The organism is Streptococcus downei MFe28, from assembly GCF_900459175.1.
GTDB lineage: Bacteria > Bacillota > Bacilli > Lactobacillales > Streptococcaceae > Streptococcus > Streptococcus downei.
Genome location: NZ_UHFA01000002.1, coordinates 656,787 through 673,032, shown reverse-complemented (window position 1 = coordinate 673,032; position 16,246 = coordinate 656,787). Strand labels below are relative to the sequence as shown.

General features: G+C 42.3%; 19 protein-coding genes and 1 pseudogene. 3 read left to right on the top strand and 17 right to left on the bottom strand.

From position 1 onward, the window contains the following. Positions 1-57 precede the first annotated feature (57 nt). A complete protein-coding gene (locus DYE66_RS03260) occupies positions 58-336 on the top strand; it encodes a putative quinol monooxygenase (protein WP_002999354.1) in 279 nt (92 codons plus the stop codon). A 133-nt stretch (positions 337-469) separates the two neighbouring features. Here the strand turns inward: DYE66_RS03260 and DYE66_RS03255 are convergent, their stop codons facing one another. The 17 genes and pseudogenes from DYE66_RS03255 to DYE66_RS03175 all read right to left on the bottom strand — a co-directional run bounded on the left by DYE66_RS03255 (position 470) and on the right by DYE66_RS03175 (position 13,852). Next, positions 470-1,090 carry a DJ-1/PfpI family protein gene (locus tag DYE66_RS03255; RefSeq protein WP_002999268.1) on the bottom strand — a complete coding sequence of 207 codons (621 nt, stop codon included), beginning with the start codon at positions 1,088-1,090 and terminating at the stop codon, positions 470-472. 65 nt (positions 1,091-1,155) lie between these two features. Further along, positions 1,156-1,539, bottom strand: a complete 384-nt coding sequence (locus DYE66_RS03250; protein WP_019788005.1) for a DUF2513 domain-containing protein — start codon at positions 1,537-1,539, stop codon at positions 1,156-1,158. A gap of 34 nt (positions 1,540-1,573) precedes the next feature. Continuing rightward, positions 1,574-2,350 (bottom strand): abortive infection family protein, encoded by a 777-nt coding sequence (locus DYE66_RS03245; RefSeq protein ID WP_002999413.1) that lies wholly within the window; start codon positions 2,348-2,350, stop codon positions 1,574-1,576. Next, positions 2,350-2,922 carry a ribonuclease M5 gene (gene rnmV, locus DYE66_RS03240; RefSeq protein WP_044123902.1) on the bottom strand — a complete coding sequence of 191 codons (573 nt, stop codon included), beginning with the start codon at positions 2,920-2,922 and terminating at the stop codon, positions 2,350-2,352. Before rnmV ends, DYE66_RS03245 begins: the two co-directional genes overlap by 1 nt. After that, positions 2,915-3,685: a TatD family hydrolase gene (locus DYE66_RS03235; protein ID WP_002999368.1), complete on the bottom strand. Its 771-nt coding sequence runs from the start codon at positions 3,683-3,685 to the stop codon at positions 2,915-2,917. The genes rnmV and DYE66_RS03235 overlap by 8 nt, the downstream gene beginning before the upstream one ends. Positions 3,686-4,326: 641 nt before the next feature. Continuing rightward, on the bottom strand, positions 4,327-4,827 hold the full coding sequence (locus tag DYE66_RS03230) for a DUF1307 domain-containing protein (protein ID WP_002999441.1): 501 nt from the start codon (positions 4,825-4,827) through the stop codon (positions 4,327-4,329). Between the two features lie 391 nt (positions 4,828-5,218). Further along, positions 5,219-6,487 (bottom strand): D-alanyl-lipoteichoic acid biosynthesis protein DltD, encoded by a 1,269-nt coding sequence (gene dltD, locus DYE66_RS03225; protein WP_002999231.1) that lies wholly within the window; start codon positions 6,485-6,487, stop codon positions 5,219-5,221. Further along, positions 6,480-6,719: a D-alanine--poly(phosphoribitol) ligase subunit DltC gene (gene dltC / locus DYE66_RS03220; protein WP_002962085.1), complete on the bottom strand. Its 240-nt coding sequence runs from the start codon at positions 6,717-6,719 to the stop codon at positions 6,480-6,482. Before dltC ends, dltD begins: the two co-directional genes overlap by 8 nt. A 75-nt stretch (positions 6,720-6,794) precedes the next feature. Beyond that, complete coding sequence (dltB, locus tag DYE66_RS03215) at positions 6,795-8,057, bottom strand: D-alanyl-lipoteichoic acid biosynthesis protein DltB (protein ID WP_002999409.1); 1,263 nt, start codon at positions 8,055-8,057, stop codon at positions 6,795-6,797. Further along, on the bottom strand, positions 8,054-9,580 hold the full coding sequence (gene dltA, locus DYE66_RS03210) for a D-alanine--poly(phosphoribitol) ligase subunit DltA (protein ID WP_044123900.1): 1,527 nt from the start codon (positions 9,578-9,580) through the stop codon (positions 8,054-8,056). Before dltA ends, dltB begins: the two co-directional genes overlap by 4 nt. A gap of 28 nt (positions 9,581-9,608) precedes the next feature. Next, positions 9,609-9,731 (bottom strand): teichoic acid D-Ala incorporation-associated protein DltX, encoded by a 123-nt coding sequence (locus DYE66_RS03205; protein WP_040804393.1) that lies wholly within the window; start codon positions 9,729-9,731, stop codon positions 9,609-9,611. 581 nt (positions 9,732-10,312) lie between these two features. After that, positions 10,313-10,447 carry a 50S ribosomal protein L34 gene (gene rpmH, locus DYE66_RS03200; protein ID WP_002885866.1) on the bottom strand — a complete coding sequence of 45 codons (135 nt, stop codon included), beginning with the start codon at positions 10,445-10,447 and terminating at the stop codon, positions 10,313-10,315. A gap of 108 nt (positions 10,448-10,555) precedes the next feature. Continuing rightward, a complete protein-coding gene (locus DYE66_RS03195; RefSeq protein WP_002999437.1) occupies positions 10,556-10,969 on the bottom strand; it encodes a DUF3021 domain-containing protein in 414 nt (137 codons plus the stop codon). An 8-nt stretch (positions 10,970-10,977) separates the two neighbouring features. Then, on the bottom strand, positions 10,978-11,433 hold the full coding sequence (locus tag DYE66_RS03190) for a LytTR family DNA-binding domain-containing protein (protein WP_002999258.1): 456 nt from the start codon (positions 11,431-11,433) through the stop codon (positions 10,978-10,980). A gap of 55 nt (positions 11,434-11,488) precedes the next feature. Then, positions 11,489-12,093 (bottom strand): annotated as a pseudogene (locus DYE66_RS03185) (DUF998 domain-containing protein). A gap of 41 nt (positions 12,094-12,134) precedes the next feature. Next, positions 12,135-12,983, bottom strand: coding sequence for an ABC transporter permease (locus tag DYE66_RS03180; RefSeq protein ID WP_002999453.1), 849 nt, complete (start codon positions 12,981-12,983; stop codon positions 12,135-12,137). A 14-nt stretch (positions 12,984-12,997) separates the two neighbouring features. Next, a complete protein-coding gene (locus tag DYE66_RS03175; RefSeq protein WP_002999228.1) occupies positions 12,998-13,852 on the bottom strand; it encodes an ABC transporter ATP-binding protein in 855 nt (284 codons plus the stop codon). A gap of 317 nt (positions 13,853-14,169) precedes the next feature. On the opposite strand from DYE66_RS03175, the gene DYE66_RS03170 reads away from it, so the two are divergent. Further along, positions 14,170-15,033 carry an IS982 family transposase gene (locus DYE66_RS03170; protein WP_044123889.1) on the top strand — a complete coding sequence of 288 codons (864 nt, stop codon included), beginning with the start codon at positions 14,170-14,172 and terminating at the stop codon, positions 15,031-15,033. A 268-nt stretch (positions 15,034-15,301) separates the two neighbouring features. Then, a complete protein-coding gene (locus tag DYE66_RS03165) occupies positions 15,302-16,228 on the top strand; it encodes a helix-turn-helix transcriptional regulator (RefSeq protein ID WP_002999392.1) in 927 nt (308 codons plus the stop codon). The last annotated feature ends 18 nt before the right edge of the window (positions 16,229-16,246 follow it).

The window sequence follows — 16,246 nt, the reverse complement described above, 5'->3', positions numbered from 1 at the left end:
GACAGCGACCCCAGAAAGGTATACAATCCTAGCCAGATTAAAGAATAGGAGAATCCCATGAAAACCATCAATGCTACCTTTTTCATTAAAGAAGAAAGTCGCCAAGACTTCCTCCATGCTTTCGCACCTCTGATTGCTTCCTCTAGGCAAGAAGCTGGCAACCGCGGCTACCAACTCTATCAATCCCTTGATGATTCTAATCAATTCTTGATTGTTGAGAAATGGCAGGATCAAGCAGCTATTGATAGCCACAACCAAACATCTGAATTTGTTCACTTCTTTGAACAGTTACCGGATTTCTCATCTGCTGAAGCCATCGTCTCAGTGATGGAATAATTGATTTGAGGCTAAACTAAAACGCTCATTGGAGCGTTTTTTATATTACTGTCTAAAAATAGAGGCCTGTCATGAGGCTGACTTTTGGTAGGTAAGCAAAATCGTTTGCCACAGCCATCCTACATTCCTCCCCTTACTCCGATAGTGAGGCAAGGAGTTGCCCGTAATACTGGGGATCTCCTGTAGAAAAATAGCGATACCAAGCTTCAATCGTCGTTGCCGAATATAAATCCAGTTTTTCGATAATGTATTTGGCCCAGAGCAGAGAACCAGCCGAACTTGCCGTGATGAGATTGTTATCGCTGACTGCCAGATCATCTCGATAGTAGGCTTGTCCACTATAATTTTCACTCATACTGGATAAAAAGAAGGGGGCATTGCTGGTGTGAGGACGATTATTGAGCAAGCCCTTATCTGCCAAGCCCAAGGTAGCCCCGCAAATAGCCGCAACCAGCTTGCCTGACTGCAGAAAATCTACTGCCAAAGTCAGGACATTTTCTTGCTCCTCATCCAACCAAGTATCAGCACCGATGAGCACTAGAGCAGCTGCATCTTCCATAACCACTTCATCGAGGGTGACATCAGGAATAAGAGTCAGGCCACCCGCCGTTTTAATCGCCTGCTTGGTCTTGCCAACTGTTTTTACAGTTAACTGATGAGCTTCCGTCATATTTTGTAAACTTAGGGCTTGCAGGAGATAACCATGCTCCCAGTCAGCCATGGTGTCTAAGAGATAGAGATACATATATTTCATGAGGCCCTCCTTAACATATTAAGATGTAAGTTCCTGGGTGATGCCTTAATAGTTTTCAAGTGTTTTTATATTCTTCCTTTACTTATCTCAGCAATGACATTTGCAGCCGTTTGAGATATAAAATCAAGGGTAAATATACCAACCTTTTCAGCACGTGATTTTGTTTCTCTCCAAACCTTAGGACTCCTGACAGAATTTAAAAACTGATGACCTTGATACGTTAATCCATTTACAAGGCCCATTTGAAATTGATTATTCCCATAGATAGGTTCCCAGTTCAAAAATCCAGCCTCTTCTAACTTGTCACAATGATAAACAATAACGGTTAAATCGTACTTATTTGCTCTATTGAATTTATCAGATGAAGGAAACATAAATGGGGTATTTACTTGGTGTAACTCTTCAATATCTAACAATATATCTCTAGCAATTTCTGGATCGAATTTCATCACTACTCTTCTCCATATATTTTAATATGCTCAACTAAAAAGGTAAGCTCTCATCTTGAACCACTTCAAATTTTAAAAATTTATTTTCGTAAAAGTTTATCCAGAATAATCCAACAGTTACACAGGCATTAACAGCGAAATAAGCATACAGTGGTTGGCCAATGAGATACTTATCAGAATTTTGTCCATGAAATAAAGTTTTATCGCTCCGTAGATCTTCAATCGCTTTTGAAACTGTTGTAAGGGAACTTCCAATACTTTTCATTTCGTCAGGCATTCCTAAACTAGGATCAAGCCCAAACTTCTTTAAAATAGCTTTCACTAATTTCCCATTCGTTAAGTTAGAAGCATTGATATCCGAAAATCTACTATCCTTCAAAATTTCCTTCATGATACTCTCAAGAACTGAATTAGCATAACCTACTGATTCTGCAGGATCTTTTTCAATATTTTGAAAAGCCTTTTCAAAACTTACTGAGGCATTTTTATAATCAGCCTTCAACTTATTTCTAAAAGTTGGGATTGACGGAATAAAATCCGGAGTTTCAAGTCCTAAATCAATAGCTATTTTGATTAATTTATCAGGTATATCTATAGTAATGTTTTCTAGCGTTTTAGCCAAATTAATCTTATCCTTCTTATTTCCATCGGTAAAATAAGAAATATCAAAATCAGCATGTCCAAATCCATCATAAACTTCTTGATTCATTTTTACATATTGGTCAACTTTTTCGTAACTTTTAAATGTATTCCAAATTTCTTTTTCTACTTTTTCCAATAATTTCATTCTATAAACTGGTGAAATGTCCATTATTTGCTGTTAAATCCTTCCATGGCCTCTTCCACTTCTGCCAAGGTCACTCCAAAAAGTTCTAGGCGTTTGAGCAGCTGTTTGCCATTGCAATAGCCGATGCGTAGGCTTTGACCGAGATATTCTCGACGTTGACGACTATCCTGGCCCATAAGAAGGCCCAGTCGCACCAGGTCAAATTTAGAAATGTCAAAATTATTTTCGTCATCATAAGACCCCAGAACTCCTGTCAGGGCTTTCTGCAAATCGTCAAAAGAGGCATGCTCCACCCCTAGGGAGTGGCCTTTTGTTTTGGATTTGGGAATGGCCTCGTCACGATTGAGGAAGGCATGTTTGGCTGTCGGAACAGCCTGCATGATGATTTTGCGAATCCGCTCACCATTATAGTCTGGGTCAGTAAAAACAATAACCCCCCGTAGGTCGTTGAGATAGGAAATCCGCTCCAAATCTTCATCCGTGATGGCCGAGCCCTTGGTCTCATAGGTATCAACCTCGTAGAAGCGTCTCAGATTGGCGGTATCGCTCTTACCCTCGACCACCAGAACTTCTTGAATCTTAATCTTCTCAGTCAAGGTCAAAAATCCTCATAGCATTTGCGGTAGTAGCGTCAGCCACTTCCTGGCTGGTCAAGCCTCTTAGCTCCGCAATCTTGTCAACAACATAGCGAGTATAGGCAGTCTTATTTTCCCGCCCCCGCTTAGGAACAGGAGCCAGATAGGGAGCATCGGTCTCCACCAAAATCTTATCCAGGGGCAGACCTTGAGCCGCTTCTTGAACATCCAGAGCCTTTTTAAAGGTGACCACTCCCGAAAAGGAGATGGTCATGCCCAAATCAACAAACTTTTGAGCCATGTCCAGAGGACCCGAATAGGAGTGCATAATGCCACCACGAGGGCCAACGCCAGCTTCCTTGATGACCTCATAGGTGTCCTCAAGGGCATCGCGGGTATGAACAACAAAGGGCAGGTTGTGGTCTTTGGACAGCTGAATCTGCCGCTTAAAGACGTCAATCTGTACTTCTTTTGGGTCTTCCATCCAGTGATAGTCCAAACCAATTTCCCCCAAGGCAATAACCCGAGGATTAGCTAGATTTTGGACAATCATATCCTCAACCTCTTGGTTGTAAGAACCGGCCTCGGTCGGGTGCCAACCGATGGTTGAATAAAGCTCAGGAAACTGAGCCGAGATCTCCAAACTCCGCTTGATGGTGGGTGGGTCGAAGCCGACAATATTCATCCTTGTCACGCCAAGCTCACGGGCTAGAGCAATCTCTTCGGCTTCTTTTCCCACAAAATTTTCCACATTTAAGTGGGTGTGTGTATCAAAAATTTCCATGGCTCTATTTTAGCACAAACTTCAACAGAAAAAGAGCCCAAATCTTATCTGGACTCTGTCTTGCTAATCTTTATACTCTTCAAGAATCAAAACTATCCCACGGATAAAGTCACTCTATGATTTCTCATTAGAGTGACTACGAAAACTACGTGTAGTTTTCTATATCCCTGACTAATTTCATAAAAACTGTAATAGTGACAGTTTTTACTCCATGTCGCGTCGTTAACTCACTTTGCCGTACTTACTGAGGAAAGCGAAGCTTTCTGCATCTTCAACCTCAAAAGGTCTCCCAAACCTTTTGAGCTGTCTTCAGTTCGTGCGATGCGGAGCAAAGTTGGTCGATTTCACTAACTTTGTGAGGTTAGTAAGGGAGCTAGGCAATCTCCATAGCGATTGCCGTTTGGGAGTAAGACAGAAGGGCTTTGACAGCTGTCAAAACCCTTCGTCACCTCACACCTTTTTATTTTAAGGTGTCGGCTAAGACAGTCCACCGGACTGTCTTACTACCCCAGCAAGGGTGACTAGCTGTCTGCTGTGCCACGAAGTGGCGCAAAGATAGCAGATACCTACTGCGACATCAGTCACATTAGTGACTTGATGTCATTGCTCCTTGCCTCGGCTAGATTGATTTTTATTGAGTATTAATTCAACTTTTGGTAGTTACCATCTTTGACCTCGGTATAACCTTGAGCCTCGATATTTTGCTGAGATTGTTGAAAGCTAATATGGTCTAGCCTACCATTTTCCTTACCAACTATACCAAGGAGAGAAGCATTGGCATTGAGGTCAACCTTGGAGACATCAACACTCACCTTTTCGACTAAACGGTCATCCTGGTAATCAATCTTATGCTCAACGCCCTTAATGCCATCATACTTACTGGCTCCCTTTTGCTCCATCTCTTGTTTGGCCACATCCGCCGAATCAGCATGAATCGTTGAATAAAGGACGGTTGATGTACTGACAATCTTCGAGACCTTATCATCCTGATAAACCAAGTGAATCCGATAGTCGGACTTCCCTGCTGTCAATTTTTGAAAATCCGCCGTTTGGCTAGCATTATTCTTACTTGCATGGCAGGCTACTAGAAGGACGGTAGCAAAAACAGCCAGAACTCCAAGAAGGGCTTTCTTAATAGACATGTTAGAAACTCCTATTCTTTTTAATAAAGGATTTAAAACTATTATAAGAAGCTCCCAGCTTTTGTCAAGTTGACCCTTTTCGAAAAAGCTCCCCCCTAAGCGCTATGAGGTTTCCAAAACCAGAACCTTCCTACTAGATAACCATCAAGACTGAAAATTTATAGTTGTTCTTGGGATTGAAGATGAACGAAGTAAGCAAAACTTAGTGTTCTCGTCACAGTAGTATTATTAGCAATAAAGGTGCTGTTGCTCATAATGAATTTAGGGGCTTTCAATGTTAATACTCTTCAAAAGTTCCTAGATTTTCAGTTAAGAAAAAGCTCCCTACTAAGTAGAAAGCTTTGTCATAAATTTATTGGTCAGCCACTATTCCTAGATATAGGAGCAGGCTTCATTTGTTGAAATCATCAGGTTGACCTGTATAATTAGCCCAAGTTTGGCTAAGAAAGGCATCATTGATTTGATAGTTGGGTTGAGCTTGTTTCTGGGTCAAGAAAGGATTGATATACTTATCAGCCGCTAACCAACCATTCCAACCTAGGTGGATGGTATCCTGCATAAAGTAAGGGCGGTCGCCGTCCTTAGACAGGTCAGCAATATGGTTGAAGCCCTGACTTTGCAATTGATACTTGATTTTAGCGACTGACTCTTGGTACTTCTTGGTATCTAGCCCGGTATAGTCAGACCATTTCTTATTAACAGGCGGAATAATAAAGAGCACATCCGTGTCCATCTGAGCGAACTGATGGAGAACCAGTTGCAAGTCGTTGAATTCTGGCGACTGGGTATAGTCAAATTTCGTCTGCGATCCCTTTAAGGCCTTATAATTCCCCTTAAGACGGGTGTTAAAGAAGTTATTAGAAACCCTGAAAGGATTATTATCGGTTGCCTTAGCCGCCAATTGATCAGCCCGATTCGATAAGGTCTCGTAAGAAAAAGTCTTAGGCAGGCTCTCGGCCTTCTTAGCAATTTTATCGTCATAATTGCGACTGCTAACTGCAAACTGGCTATAGAAATTATCCTCTTTTTCCAAGACCTTTTGTCGCAATTTGAGTTGGCCCCGATCCGCCTTAGAAAGCTCCTGTCCCTTGGCTACCTTTTCCATCATCTGAGACAGAGATGATTCCGGATAAAGTTCAAGGAAGCGTTTCGCAGCATACTGATCATAGCTTGTCCCTCTTTGCCTACGCAAGAAAGAAACCATCTGGTCATTGCTAAAGAAACTTTGGAAGGCAGCAGCATTGGCCCCCTTCTTAACAAACCACTGGGGTGAAATGACATAGACCGCCTGCTTCTTAGTCATCTGAGGAATAATCTGCTGTATCCCAAAATATTGCGTCAGAGAAGCTGCTCCTCTTTGCCCCAATAGGTAGGGAGTGTAGCCTCGGTTGTAAGCTTCCGCCAAAACCGACGGGTGCATGGCATCCATACGAGACCATTCACTAGACCCAAAGAAGGGAACGAAGCGGTGGTTAGGATCACTAAGGGCCCTAACCTTTTTGGAGCGACTCTTAAAGCTGATCTTTGTCAAGGCCACAGCGTCATCTTTCTCTGCCTGGAAGGAATGTTCTCGCTTAGTCGGATAGAGAGCAATCAGGGCAACAACCAAGACCATGGCACAGACCAGAGGGCCCAAAATTTGCCATAAACGTTTAAGCATTACGTAACTCCGTTACCCCTTGAACAATCTTGTTGGCGGTATTCCAGTCATCGCGACCGAACTCAGATACGGGAACACTGATGTCAAAGTGATTTTCCAATTCCACAATCAATTCGACCGTTCCCATACTGTCAAGTACACCAGCATCAAATAAATCTTCATCCATCATGTCAGACACATCTTCCATGAAAAGATCATCAATAATTTCAATAACATCTGCTTTAATATCCATTTTCTTACCTCACTTATCAAGGAAAACCACACTCCTCTATGGTTGAGAGTGAATTTCCTTTCAAAAAAATTTTACTTACTGTTTAATCACCGGATTGTTGAACCACTGAGCATCTAGGAAACCAGAGAAGAGTAGGAAGGAAACCATAACCACATTGAAGGTGATGAAGATTCCCAGGGCCTGGGTCCACTTGTTATCAGGCAGAGGCTCTTGCCCCTTCTTCTTTCTTTCCTTGTTTATTTTTTTCTTCTTGCGGAACCAGGCATCATTGATGACCAGGCCGACTCCGTGAAAGAGACCATAGGCAATGTAGTACCAGGTCACCCCGTGCCAGAAACCCATGACCAACATATTGATGATATAGGCCACACTAGAGGTGACATTGCGGTTATCAAAGACCTTCTTTTGAATCAAAAGCTTGACCAGGCGCATAAAGATGAAGTCACGGAACCAAAAGGACAGACTCATATGCCAACGATTCCAGAATTCCTTCAAATCCCTTGAAATAAAGGGTTTGTTGAAGTTAATCGGGCTCTTAACCCCCATCAAATTTGAAATGGCCAGGGCAAACATGGAGTAGCCTGCAAAGTCAAAGAAGAGATCAAGACCATAGGCATACATCACACCCAAGGTATAACGGTTAAAGAGGCCACCCATCTGAAGGGCACTCTCCTTCATGGGATTGAGGAGATAGGTTTCATCCAGGTAGGCAATAATGAACTTGTAAAGGAAGCCCAGCATAATCCAATAGATAGCCTGCTCCAACATATTCAATAATTCATCACGCTCAGGGATTTTTTGGTAGTCATCATCAAAGCGTTTGAAACGATCAATTGGTCCACTTGAAAAGGTGGGCATAAAGAGCAAGAAACGCAGGAACTGCCAGAGGGTGAATTCCTTGAGCACGCCGTCTCGCATTTCAATAATCATCCCAACCGCTCGAAAGGTCAAATAGGAAATTCCCAAGAAACCAAAGAGAGAGGCAAAACCATGCGAAATGGTCGGCGCCACCTTGACAAAGGCTAGGGGAAGAACCGATAGGAAGCTCCAGAGATAAAAGACTCCAGAAGCGTTGGAACGCTTACGATAGGCCTTGTAAGTAAAGACCAAGGCTGTCTCCCAAATAACATATAGAAGAAGGGAGGTCAGCTGGTTAAGATTTTTCCCCGTCAACATCAGGACGATAAAGGCCAGGCTGACCAGGGCCTCATAAGGCGCAAAGCGTTTCTTGAAAAAGAGACCGATGAAAATAGGTAGAACTGCTAAGATGATATAGAGGAAGTACTGGGGATTGCCATAGGCCTCCAACTTAGGCAGAGAGGTAAAAAAGCCAATCATCGCTTGTTCACCTCATTCATAAGTCCCTTAATATCAATCTTGCCGTTTGGCGTCAGCGGCAAGTCATCACGATAGAGGAATTTTGAAGGCATCATATAGTCCATCATAATATCCTTGAGGTCTTCCTTGATGGCCTTAGTGATGTCTAAGGCTTTATCAAATTGCTCCTCAACACCGTCCTTGAGGACAATGTAGGCCAGAAGATTTTGCACCTTGTGGTCCTTATTGTAACGAGGAACCGCCACGGCTGAGTCAACATAGCGAGACTTATTGAGGTTCTGAGCCACATCTTCCAATTCAATTCGGAAACCATTGAACTTGATTTGGAAGTCCATCCGACCGCCGTATAGAAGTAGCCCCTCATCGGTCATTTTCCCTAGGTCACCCGTATGATAGGCAGGAAGACCCTGGTAGTCAAAGAAGGCTTCTGCTGTTTTCTCAGGATTATTGAGATAACCCTTGGATACGGCAGGCCCAGAAACAATAATTTCACCCTGCTGACCATTTGGCAAGGGGTTGCCGGCCTCATCAATAATATAGGTCGGCGAGTCCTCCTTAGTATAGCCAATCGGCAGACGTTTGCAAGTGGCTAACATTTCGTCAGTTACCGCAAGGGCCGACAGGGCAACAGTCGCTTCGGTTGGGCCATAGGCATTGACAATTCGAGATTGAGGGAAACGTTCCCGCAACTTCTGGGCCGTCTTAACCGTCAGCTCCTCCCCATCGAAATAGAAATGGGTCAGGCCAGGCAGAGTCTGGCTGTTAAAGTCATCCGATAACATAGCCATATCCACAAAGGATGGCGTTGAAGTCCAGACCCCAATTGGCAGCTCGTTGATGGTTGCGAAGAGCTTTTTAAAATCAGCGATAACTTCCTTAGGCAGAGCGAAGAGGGTTCCCCCTTTGGCTAGGGTTGGAGCCCAATACATAACCGACAAGTCAAAAGAATAAGGCGGTTGGGCCAACATCTGTGGATGCTCAGGAACACTGAACTGCTGGTCGCTAATCATCCAATTGGTAAAGCTGAGCAGGTTATCATGAGAAATCTGCACGCCCTTGGGCTTACCCGTCGTTCCAGAAGTGAAGATGATGTAGTAGTTATCGTCACCTTGAACAGGATGGGTCAGTTGATAGCTAGACTGCTTAGCAAAGGCTGCCTTGACCTGGTCCAGATTGAGAAGAGGGGCGTCCACCTGCTCCAAGGGGAAGTCCCCAATGGCAATAATTAGACTAGGTTGCGCCACTTCTAAGATAGCCTCAATTCGATCCAGAGCTGAATGTTGGTCAACCGGAATGTAGGCATGACCTGATTTTGAAAGGGCAAGAAAGGTTGCCAGCATTTCGTACTCTTGGCCCCCAAAGACCATGACTGGCGATTTAGCTGGCAGGTCTAGACTATCGAGCTGGGCAGCTAGGGCATCAGAGTCCGACTTCAACTCCCCATAGGTATGAACCTCTCCCAAAATATTATAAACAGGATAATCCGTCTGCGACTGAGCAAAGGCCTCAATCGTTTGAATCATATCTTTAATCACAGTAGTCTAACCTCTTCTAGAATTCGTTGTAAATAAAGTTGCCTTGGCCACGACCAAGATAACTAAAGAAATACAATAACATCAGAATAATAATAAAATACAAGGCTGTACGCCACAAGAATCGCCAATGGGCCTTCATGTCTGCCTTCCCTCTCATCTTTGAATTTGCAGTAGCAGACAGCTAACCCTGCCACCAGGACAAATAGCCAGCAAAAGCCAGACCTAGCCTCTCACTGCAAGTTTTAGTCTTCTTATTTTACCATATTATTGCAAATTGGCGACAGTTAATCGTTTTCAGATTAAACAAAAGCCCAAAATCAGCCCTGAGACCTAGCTGATAGGGAAAAGAGGGCCAACAAACTGTCAATACTGTGGGGCAAACTAGTCTTCCTAGCACTCTAATAAAAACTGGAGCGCTTCTTTATAAACGAGGCTTTAGAGGAGTTTCCCCCCCTCCACTTATAATCATGGAGCTGGGCAAAAGCTCAAAATCTCACTAATTTTCTCAGGTTTTAAAAATAAGAAATCGCATGAAACCAGCGTTTTTAAACGAAAGATTTCATGCGATTTTGTTAATTCAGGACTTTTTGCCCAGCCCCTATTTGTTTCGCACCTGCGGAGCGAAACGGACTAAAGTCACTAATAAAGCTAGGGGATAATTTTAGCATCAAAAAAATCAGCCCCCTCGAGTAAGGGCTGATTTTTAGTGTTTTTATGTCATTAAGCAGACAAGACTTTACGTCCTTTGCGACGACGTGCTGCAAGAACACGACGACCGTTCTTAGTTGACATACGATGACGGAATCCGTGCTTACGTTGACGACGGATCTTACTTGGTTGATAAGTACGTTTCACCTGGAATACCTCCTCATAGATTTTCGTATTCGTTTAGCCGGCTATAATGTGATCAGTTACTAAACATACCAGACTATTTTATAACAAACCGGTCAGGCTTGTCAAGGTCTACTGTTTCTCTCTTTTTTCAGCCAACCTTTGATTAATCCTTCCTAGGCGTCGAGTTAAAAAGAAGTAAACGATTGTCCAAATAATGAGATAGGAAACCATAAAATTTCCCAGTAACTCAAAAGAAAGAATCGGCCAGTAATAGTGGTTCAAATTATTCATCAGGCAGACAAGAGCATATACTAGGAAAAAATGCAGAATCAGTCGAAAGAAAAAAGGGGGCCTTTCTAACTCAAAAATCATGGAAATAATACCGATAAGACCGCTAACCCAGATAACATTAGTAATTTGCGGGACCGTCTGACTTTGTGTTCCTTCCAACCACAAGGTAGCCACAAAACTCAGACTGCCAAAACCAATGCCAATCAAGAAATACCAAACTAATTTTCTGAAATTTATTTTCACAGTAATCACACTTTCTCTTACAAGCCCAGGCGTTTTTCTAAATTCACCAAATAGCGGCGACTAACATCCAGTTTGCGTTTGCCTGTCAGGATAGCCAGCATATTGCCCGAAAAGCTGGCTTCAAGGGCTTCAAGATGGTTGATATTGAGCAGGGCGTGCTTGGATACCTGGACAAAATCGGGATTGTTCAGCCGCTGTGAAAATTTGTAGAGGCGGTCATTGGTCAAAATGCGCCCCTTGCTAGTCTCCAAAATTAGGCTATCGCCTTCAACATCAGCATATATCAAGTCATCCACCTTGAGCATTTCAATGCGATCACTGGTTTTGATGGGAAGGACTGTCACCTCGCCCTGGTCGTAAGCTCCTAGATAATCTAGTATTTCCTGAACTTCCTTGGTCCTTTTTTGACTTTGAACCAGAACCTGCACCTCGTCTAACTTCAGGTTCTCCTTTTCTTCAAAGTAGTACTGCATAGACTAACTCCTCGTTTTTCTCTATCTTAACCTTTTTGACCAGCTTATGCAATTGTCAATTGGACCAAAGGATAGCAAGAGCTATCAAAAGGAAATAAAGATTACTGGAGAAAAGAAAGCCTCTCTCAAAAAAGCCAAAATACTTCTTCAAAAAAGGAAGAACCCAGGCAGCCACCAAACCATAGAGACCTATTTGGATCAAAATTTTTAAAAGCTGCGCAAGTTGATAAAAATTATGTCCCAGGGGAAGAAAGGCATCCTCAAAATTCAAGAGCACTAGGGCGATAGCTGTAAATTGAACAATTGCAAACAAGAGGTGGAGACGGCCCTTGAGCGTCCGCTTTTCCCCTTCAATATCTGTCGGAAAACTGCTACGCCAAGATAGCCAATTAAAGCTAACAAGAGCAAGAGAACGGCCGACTGTTTAAACTGAAAACGATAGGACCAAAAGCCCAGAGCCAAAGTTAGGGCAATTGTTCTCAAAGAGACGACAAGACCGGCTAATTGGAAGTAACGCCTATGCTCTCCCACCCCGTAATCACTGACCGCTTGAGAAATCGGGTGATAAAATTTTCTATTTTTAATATGTAAGACAGCTAATAGATAATAATAGGCTAAGCAACAAAGTATTACTATCAGCGCAAAACTGGCGACCAACATTACTTCAACCTCCTTTAACCCCTTTACACGAAATATATCCCTTAAACCCGCTTGGACTTTCTGGCAAGTACACTCAACCCAAGAAGCAAGAGACCAGCCAACAGGCTAAGACCTACTACCAAAAATTCTTGCTTGAGGCTGGTTAATTCTTTCCATTTAAGACCAATGCCTAAGTATTCTTGAACACTAATCCCTGGTCGATGCCAATCAACAACCTGATCACCAATCAAGATCTGGCGATAGGCAGAGGCTACATAGGCCCAAGGAGTAGCCTTCATAAGTTTTTGAGCAAAGTCTGGCATGGTTCCAATCGGGACATAGACACCTACCAAGAAGCCAGAAGCCGTCCCAATAATTACACTAAGACGCTCAGCTACTTCTAATGCCTTAATAAACTGCACGACCACCAAGCCAATAATAGCACTCATGAGACTACTTGCAATCATGAGGCCAAGTAATTTCAGACCTTGTTCCAAAGAGATAAAAGCCAGGCTGTCCTGCCAGCTAAAATAGAGGGCCATAATCAGATAGACCAGCACCTGCATAATCACTCCAATGACTGCGCTGGAGATGACATAACCAAGATTCAACTGGAAAAGCGAGGTATCCGTCAAAAGAAAGTCATCCAATTTATGACTCTCACGATCTCTGACCAGACGAACAATGCCGGTCCAAACTGTGGTAATTGAAGCCACCGCTAGAGTTCCTCCCATAATCCATTGATCCAGCATTTTCTCTGGATGGCTGGTACCTGACCAGGCATCCTGCATATTTTTTTGCAAGAAAATCAGATAGAGGCCAAAGGCAATCCAGGCTCCCATTAAAGAGAAGAAGACTGTTGCCTTGTTATGAAAATAAAGTCGTAAATTTCTTTTTGCCATCGTAAACATCGCTAAACTCCTTCTTAGTCTTTAAATACAGTACCTGCTACTGCCATAAAGACAGCATTGATGTCACCCTTTTGGAAATCAAAATCAGAAATCACCGCTTGATGACTTGCTAAAATTGTTAGAGCCTCTTGTGGGCTTAAGTCCTCAATGGCCAGCCAGCCAGCTTCTCGCTCTTGATAGGCTTGGTCAGACCAGGCTTCCCTCTTATCAGTCTTAACTAGGAGGCGGTTTTTAGCATACTTGGCCTTCAAATCTTGGGCTGAACCCTGGGCTAAAACGCGACCGTGGTCAATAATATAGGCCATGTCAGCATTTTCAGCCTCTTCCAAATAGTGAGTCGTTAAAAATATGGTTAGACCCTCTTCCTTTTGTAAGCGACGCAGGAGCTTCCAGATAGAGCGACGACTCTGAATGTCCAGACCGGTAGTCGGCTCATCAAGGAAGAGCAGGTCTGGCTTGGTCAGGAGAGCTCTAGCAATATCCACTCGGCGCTTCTGACCACCTGAGAGGGTGCCATACTCCTGTTTCAAAATATCGGAGATTTCCAAGCGGACAATCAAGTCATCCAACCAGGCCTGATCCTGTTGATGATAAAGGCCTGCTCTGCTCTTTAGATTTGCTTGAACGCTCAATTCATCGTCCAAAACGCTGTCTTGAAAGACCATGCCAATCTTGAGGTCGGGGGCCAATTTGACTTGGCCTGAACTAGCCGCCAGGAGTCCTGTCAAAATCTTAATCGTAGTTGACTTGCCAGCACCATTGGTCCCGATATAGGCCAGGAGCTGTCCTTTTTTCACCTCAAGATTGAGGTTCTCTAGAACAGTCTTTTTGCCATATATCTTGGTTAAATTCTTGGTTTCAATTAACATAACTTTTTCCTCCTGACCCTATCTTAGCAGAGACCCTAACCCTTATGGACGAAATTTAGCCAAGCGGTAAAAATCGCAAGGTAAGCGGAGAAAAGACAATCCAAAAAACATCTCAGAGTGCGAAGTTCCTAAGATCTGGTCTAGATGCCGATTAACCAATTCTTAAACTCAATAAAAAAGTTTGCCTTTCCGGTTAAGCTCACTATGTTCGCTAATAAAGCCGAACAAGGGACACCCGTGGTGCTAGTTAAAAAGTTACGAAAAAAGCCCAATTGGACTATACTGTAAGTGCAAAAATCAAACAGGAGGTTGTCCAAATGAGCCACTTACAGTATACCGCTAATTGTCATCACTTACAATACAAGGTGAAGCAATTGTCCAAAATTTGTCATTGGTTCTATCACAATTATTGCCCAAAAGCCATTAAACAAAGGCACAATGTCAAATTGGCTCGTTGTTCTGATGAATCTATCCTAATCCTGCTTGTTTTGCAGGCAGAGTTGGGAATTAAGTCACAACGTCACTTTTACCAGATGTGTCATCTATTTTGCTTGGGAAAGAGACTCGAAAGAAGTCGCTTCAATCGTCGATCCCCAAATCTGATTTGGCTCATTCAGTTGATTCGACAAGGCCTGAACCAACAAATACCAGCAGATTCTATTGTCATTATTGATAGCTTTCCCTTGCCTCTTTGTCAACCCGTTCGCAATCATAGGGTCAAAATCCTCAATAGCCTAGCAGATATTGGTTACAATGCGTCTAAACAGATGTGGTTTTATGGCTTTAAGGTTCATATGTTAGTGACCTTATCCGGCTACATTTTGAACTACGTTGTCACTCCAGCCTCCGTTCATGATATCAGAGCTGTCGACGACTTACTTGAAGACTGTCGGCAACCCTTTATTCTAGGAGACTTAGGTTACCTTAGTAAGTCTCTCAAAGAGGAATTAATCAAGAGGGGGTATCACTTATGGACTCCTTGGCGACAAAATATGCAAGGAGCAGCCCAGCATAACAGTTGGGAGTTATTAGCTATGCGTAGAACCATTGAAACACGTTTCTCTGAACTCTGTCGCTTATTTGGAATTGAACAAACATTAGCCAGAGGCTTAGCTGGGCTTCAACTAATGCTGGAACAGATTATACTAACCTATAACTTGGGATATTTTAAGTATAACTAGCACCACGGGTATTTATTAACCTAAAAACCTAGGATTGCAGTTCGGAAAATAGCAATCTTCACATAATTCGGTTGGATAAATTTAGGCAAATTTCTTGATTGCTCTGCCTAATTACTTCTGGACCATTCTTTTTCTAACATTTTAATCCTTAATATTCTAAACTCTACAGTCCTTCTTTTTGAATTGCTAGGTTTCTTATTGTACAATATAACTGAAATAGTTTCTTTTAGTTTGTGCTATTTGAAATTAAAAAAGAGGATTTACTACAATGAAATTAGAAAGACTAATCTATATTTTACTTTCTCTTTTAAACAAGAAGAGAATAACAGCTAAAGAGATTGCAGAGAGGTTTGAAATATCTACTCGAACAGTATACAGAGACATGGATACGCTCAGTCTAGCGGGAATCCCAATCTATTCAGAACGTGGAGATAAGGGAGGTTTCTATATACCAAGCGACTATAAGATAGACAGAAACTTTTTCACTGAGGAAGAGAGACAGTTTATTATTAATATGAGCCAAAATGTTAGTAAAATCGTTGGTCATTCAATTCTTGACAGTATCGAACACAAGCTTTCTTCTCAAGAAATTACAAGAGCAAACAGTCCTTTTTACTTTGATCTCAGTTCCTGGACTCTTAATACAAATTTTTTACTAGAAATTGAGGAAGCGATACAAACTGAACAGATGATTTCTTTTTCTTATTATTCGAAAAAACAAGAGAAAAGTCAGCGAACAGTTATCCCATACAGATTAATCTATAAACTGAATGTATGGTATGTTATCGGCTACTGCTTAGAAAGATTAGATTTTCGTATTTTTAAATTAACTCGAATTCGTGAACTAAAACTAGTGGAGATAAATGAAAAATCATTCAATTATCCACATTTATCTCAAGAAGTGTTAGAGCTTTTTTTAAATCCCCCCAAAAATAAAGTGGAGGGGCAAAGAGAAGAAATCGAACTAGTTTTTACAAGATTTGCACTTCCAAAAATCTACGATCACTTCACGGAAGAAGAAATCAGAGTCGAGGACGAAATAATAAAAGTTCAGGCATTCAGAGCTTTAACTCCTGCATTTTTTGATTTACTATTAAGTTTTGGTTATCAAGTAAAGGTCGTATCTCCAAGTCACTTACAAACTCTACTGGTCAGTACTCTCAAAAAAAATCTTCAGCAATATGACAACCTGTAGTCATATTTCCTTTTGTAT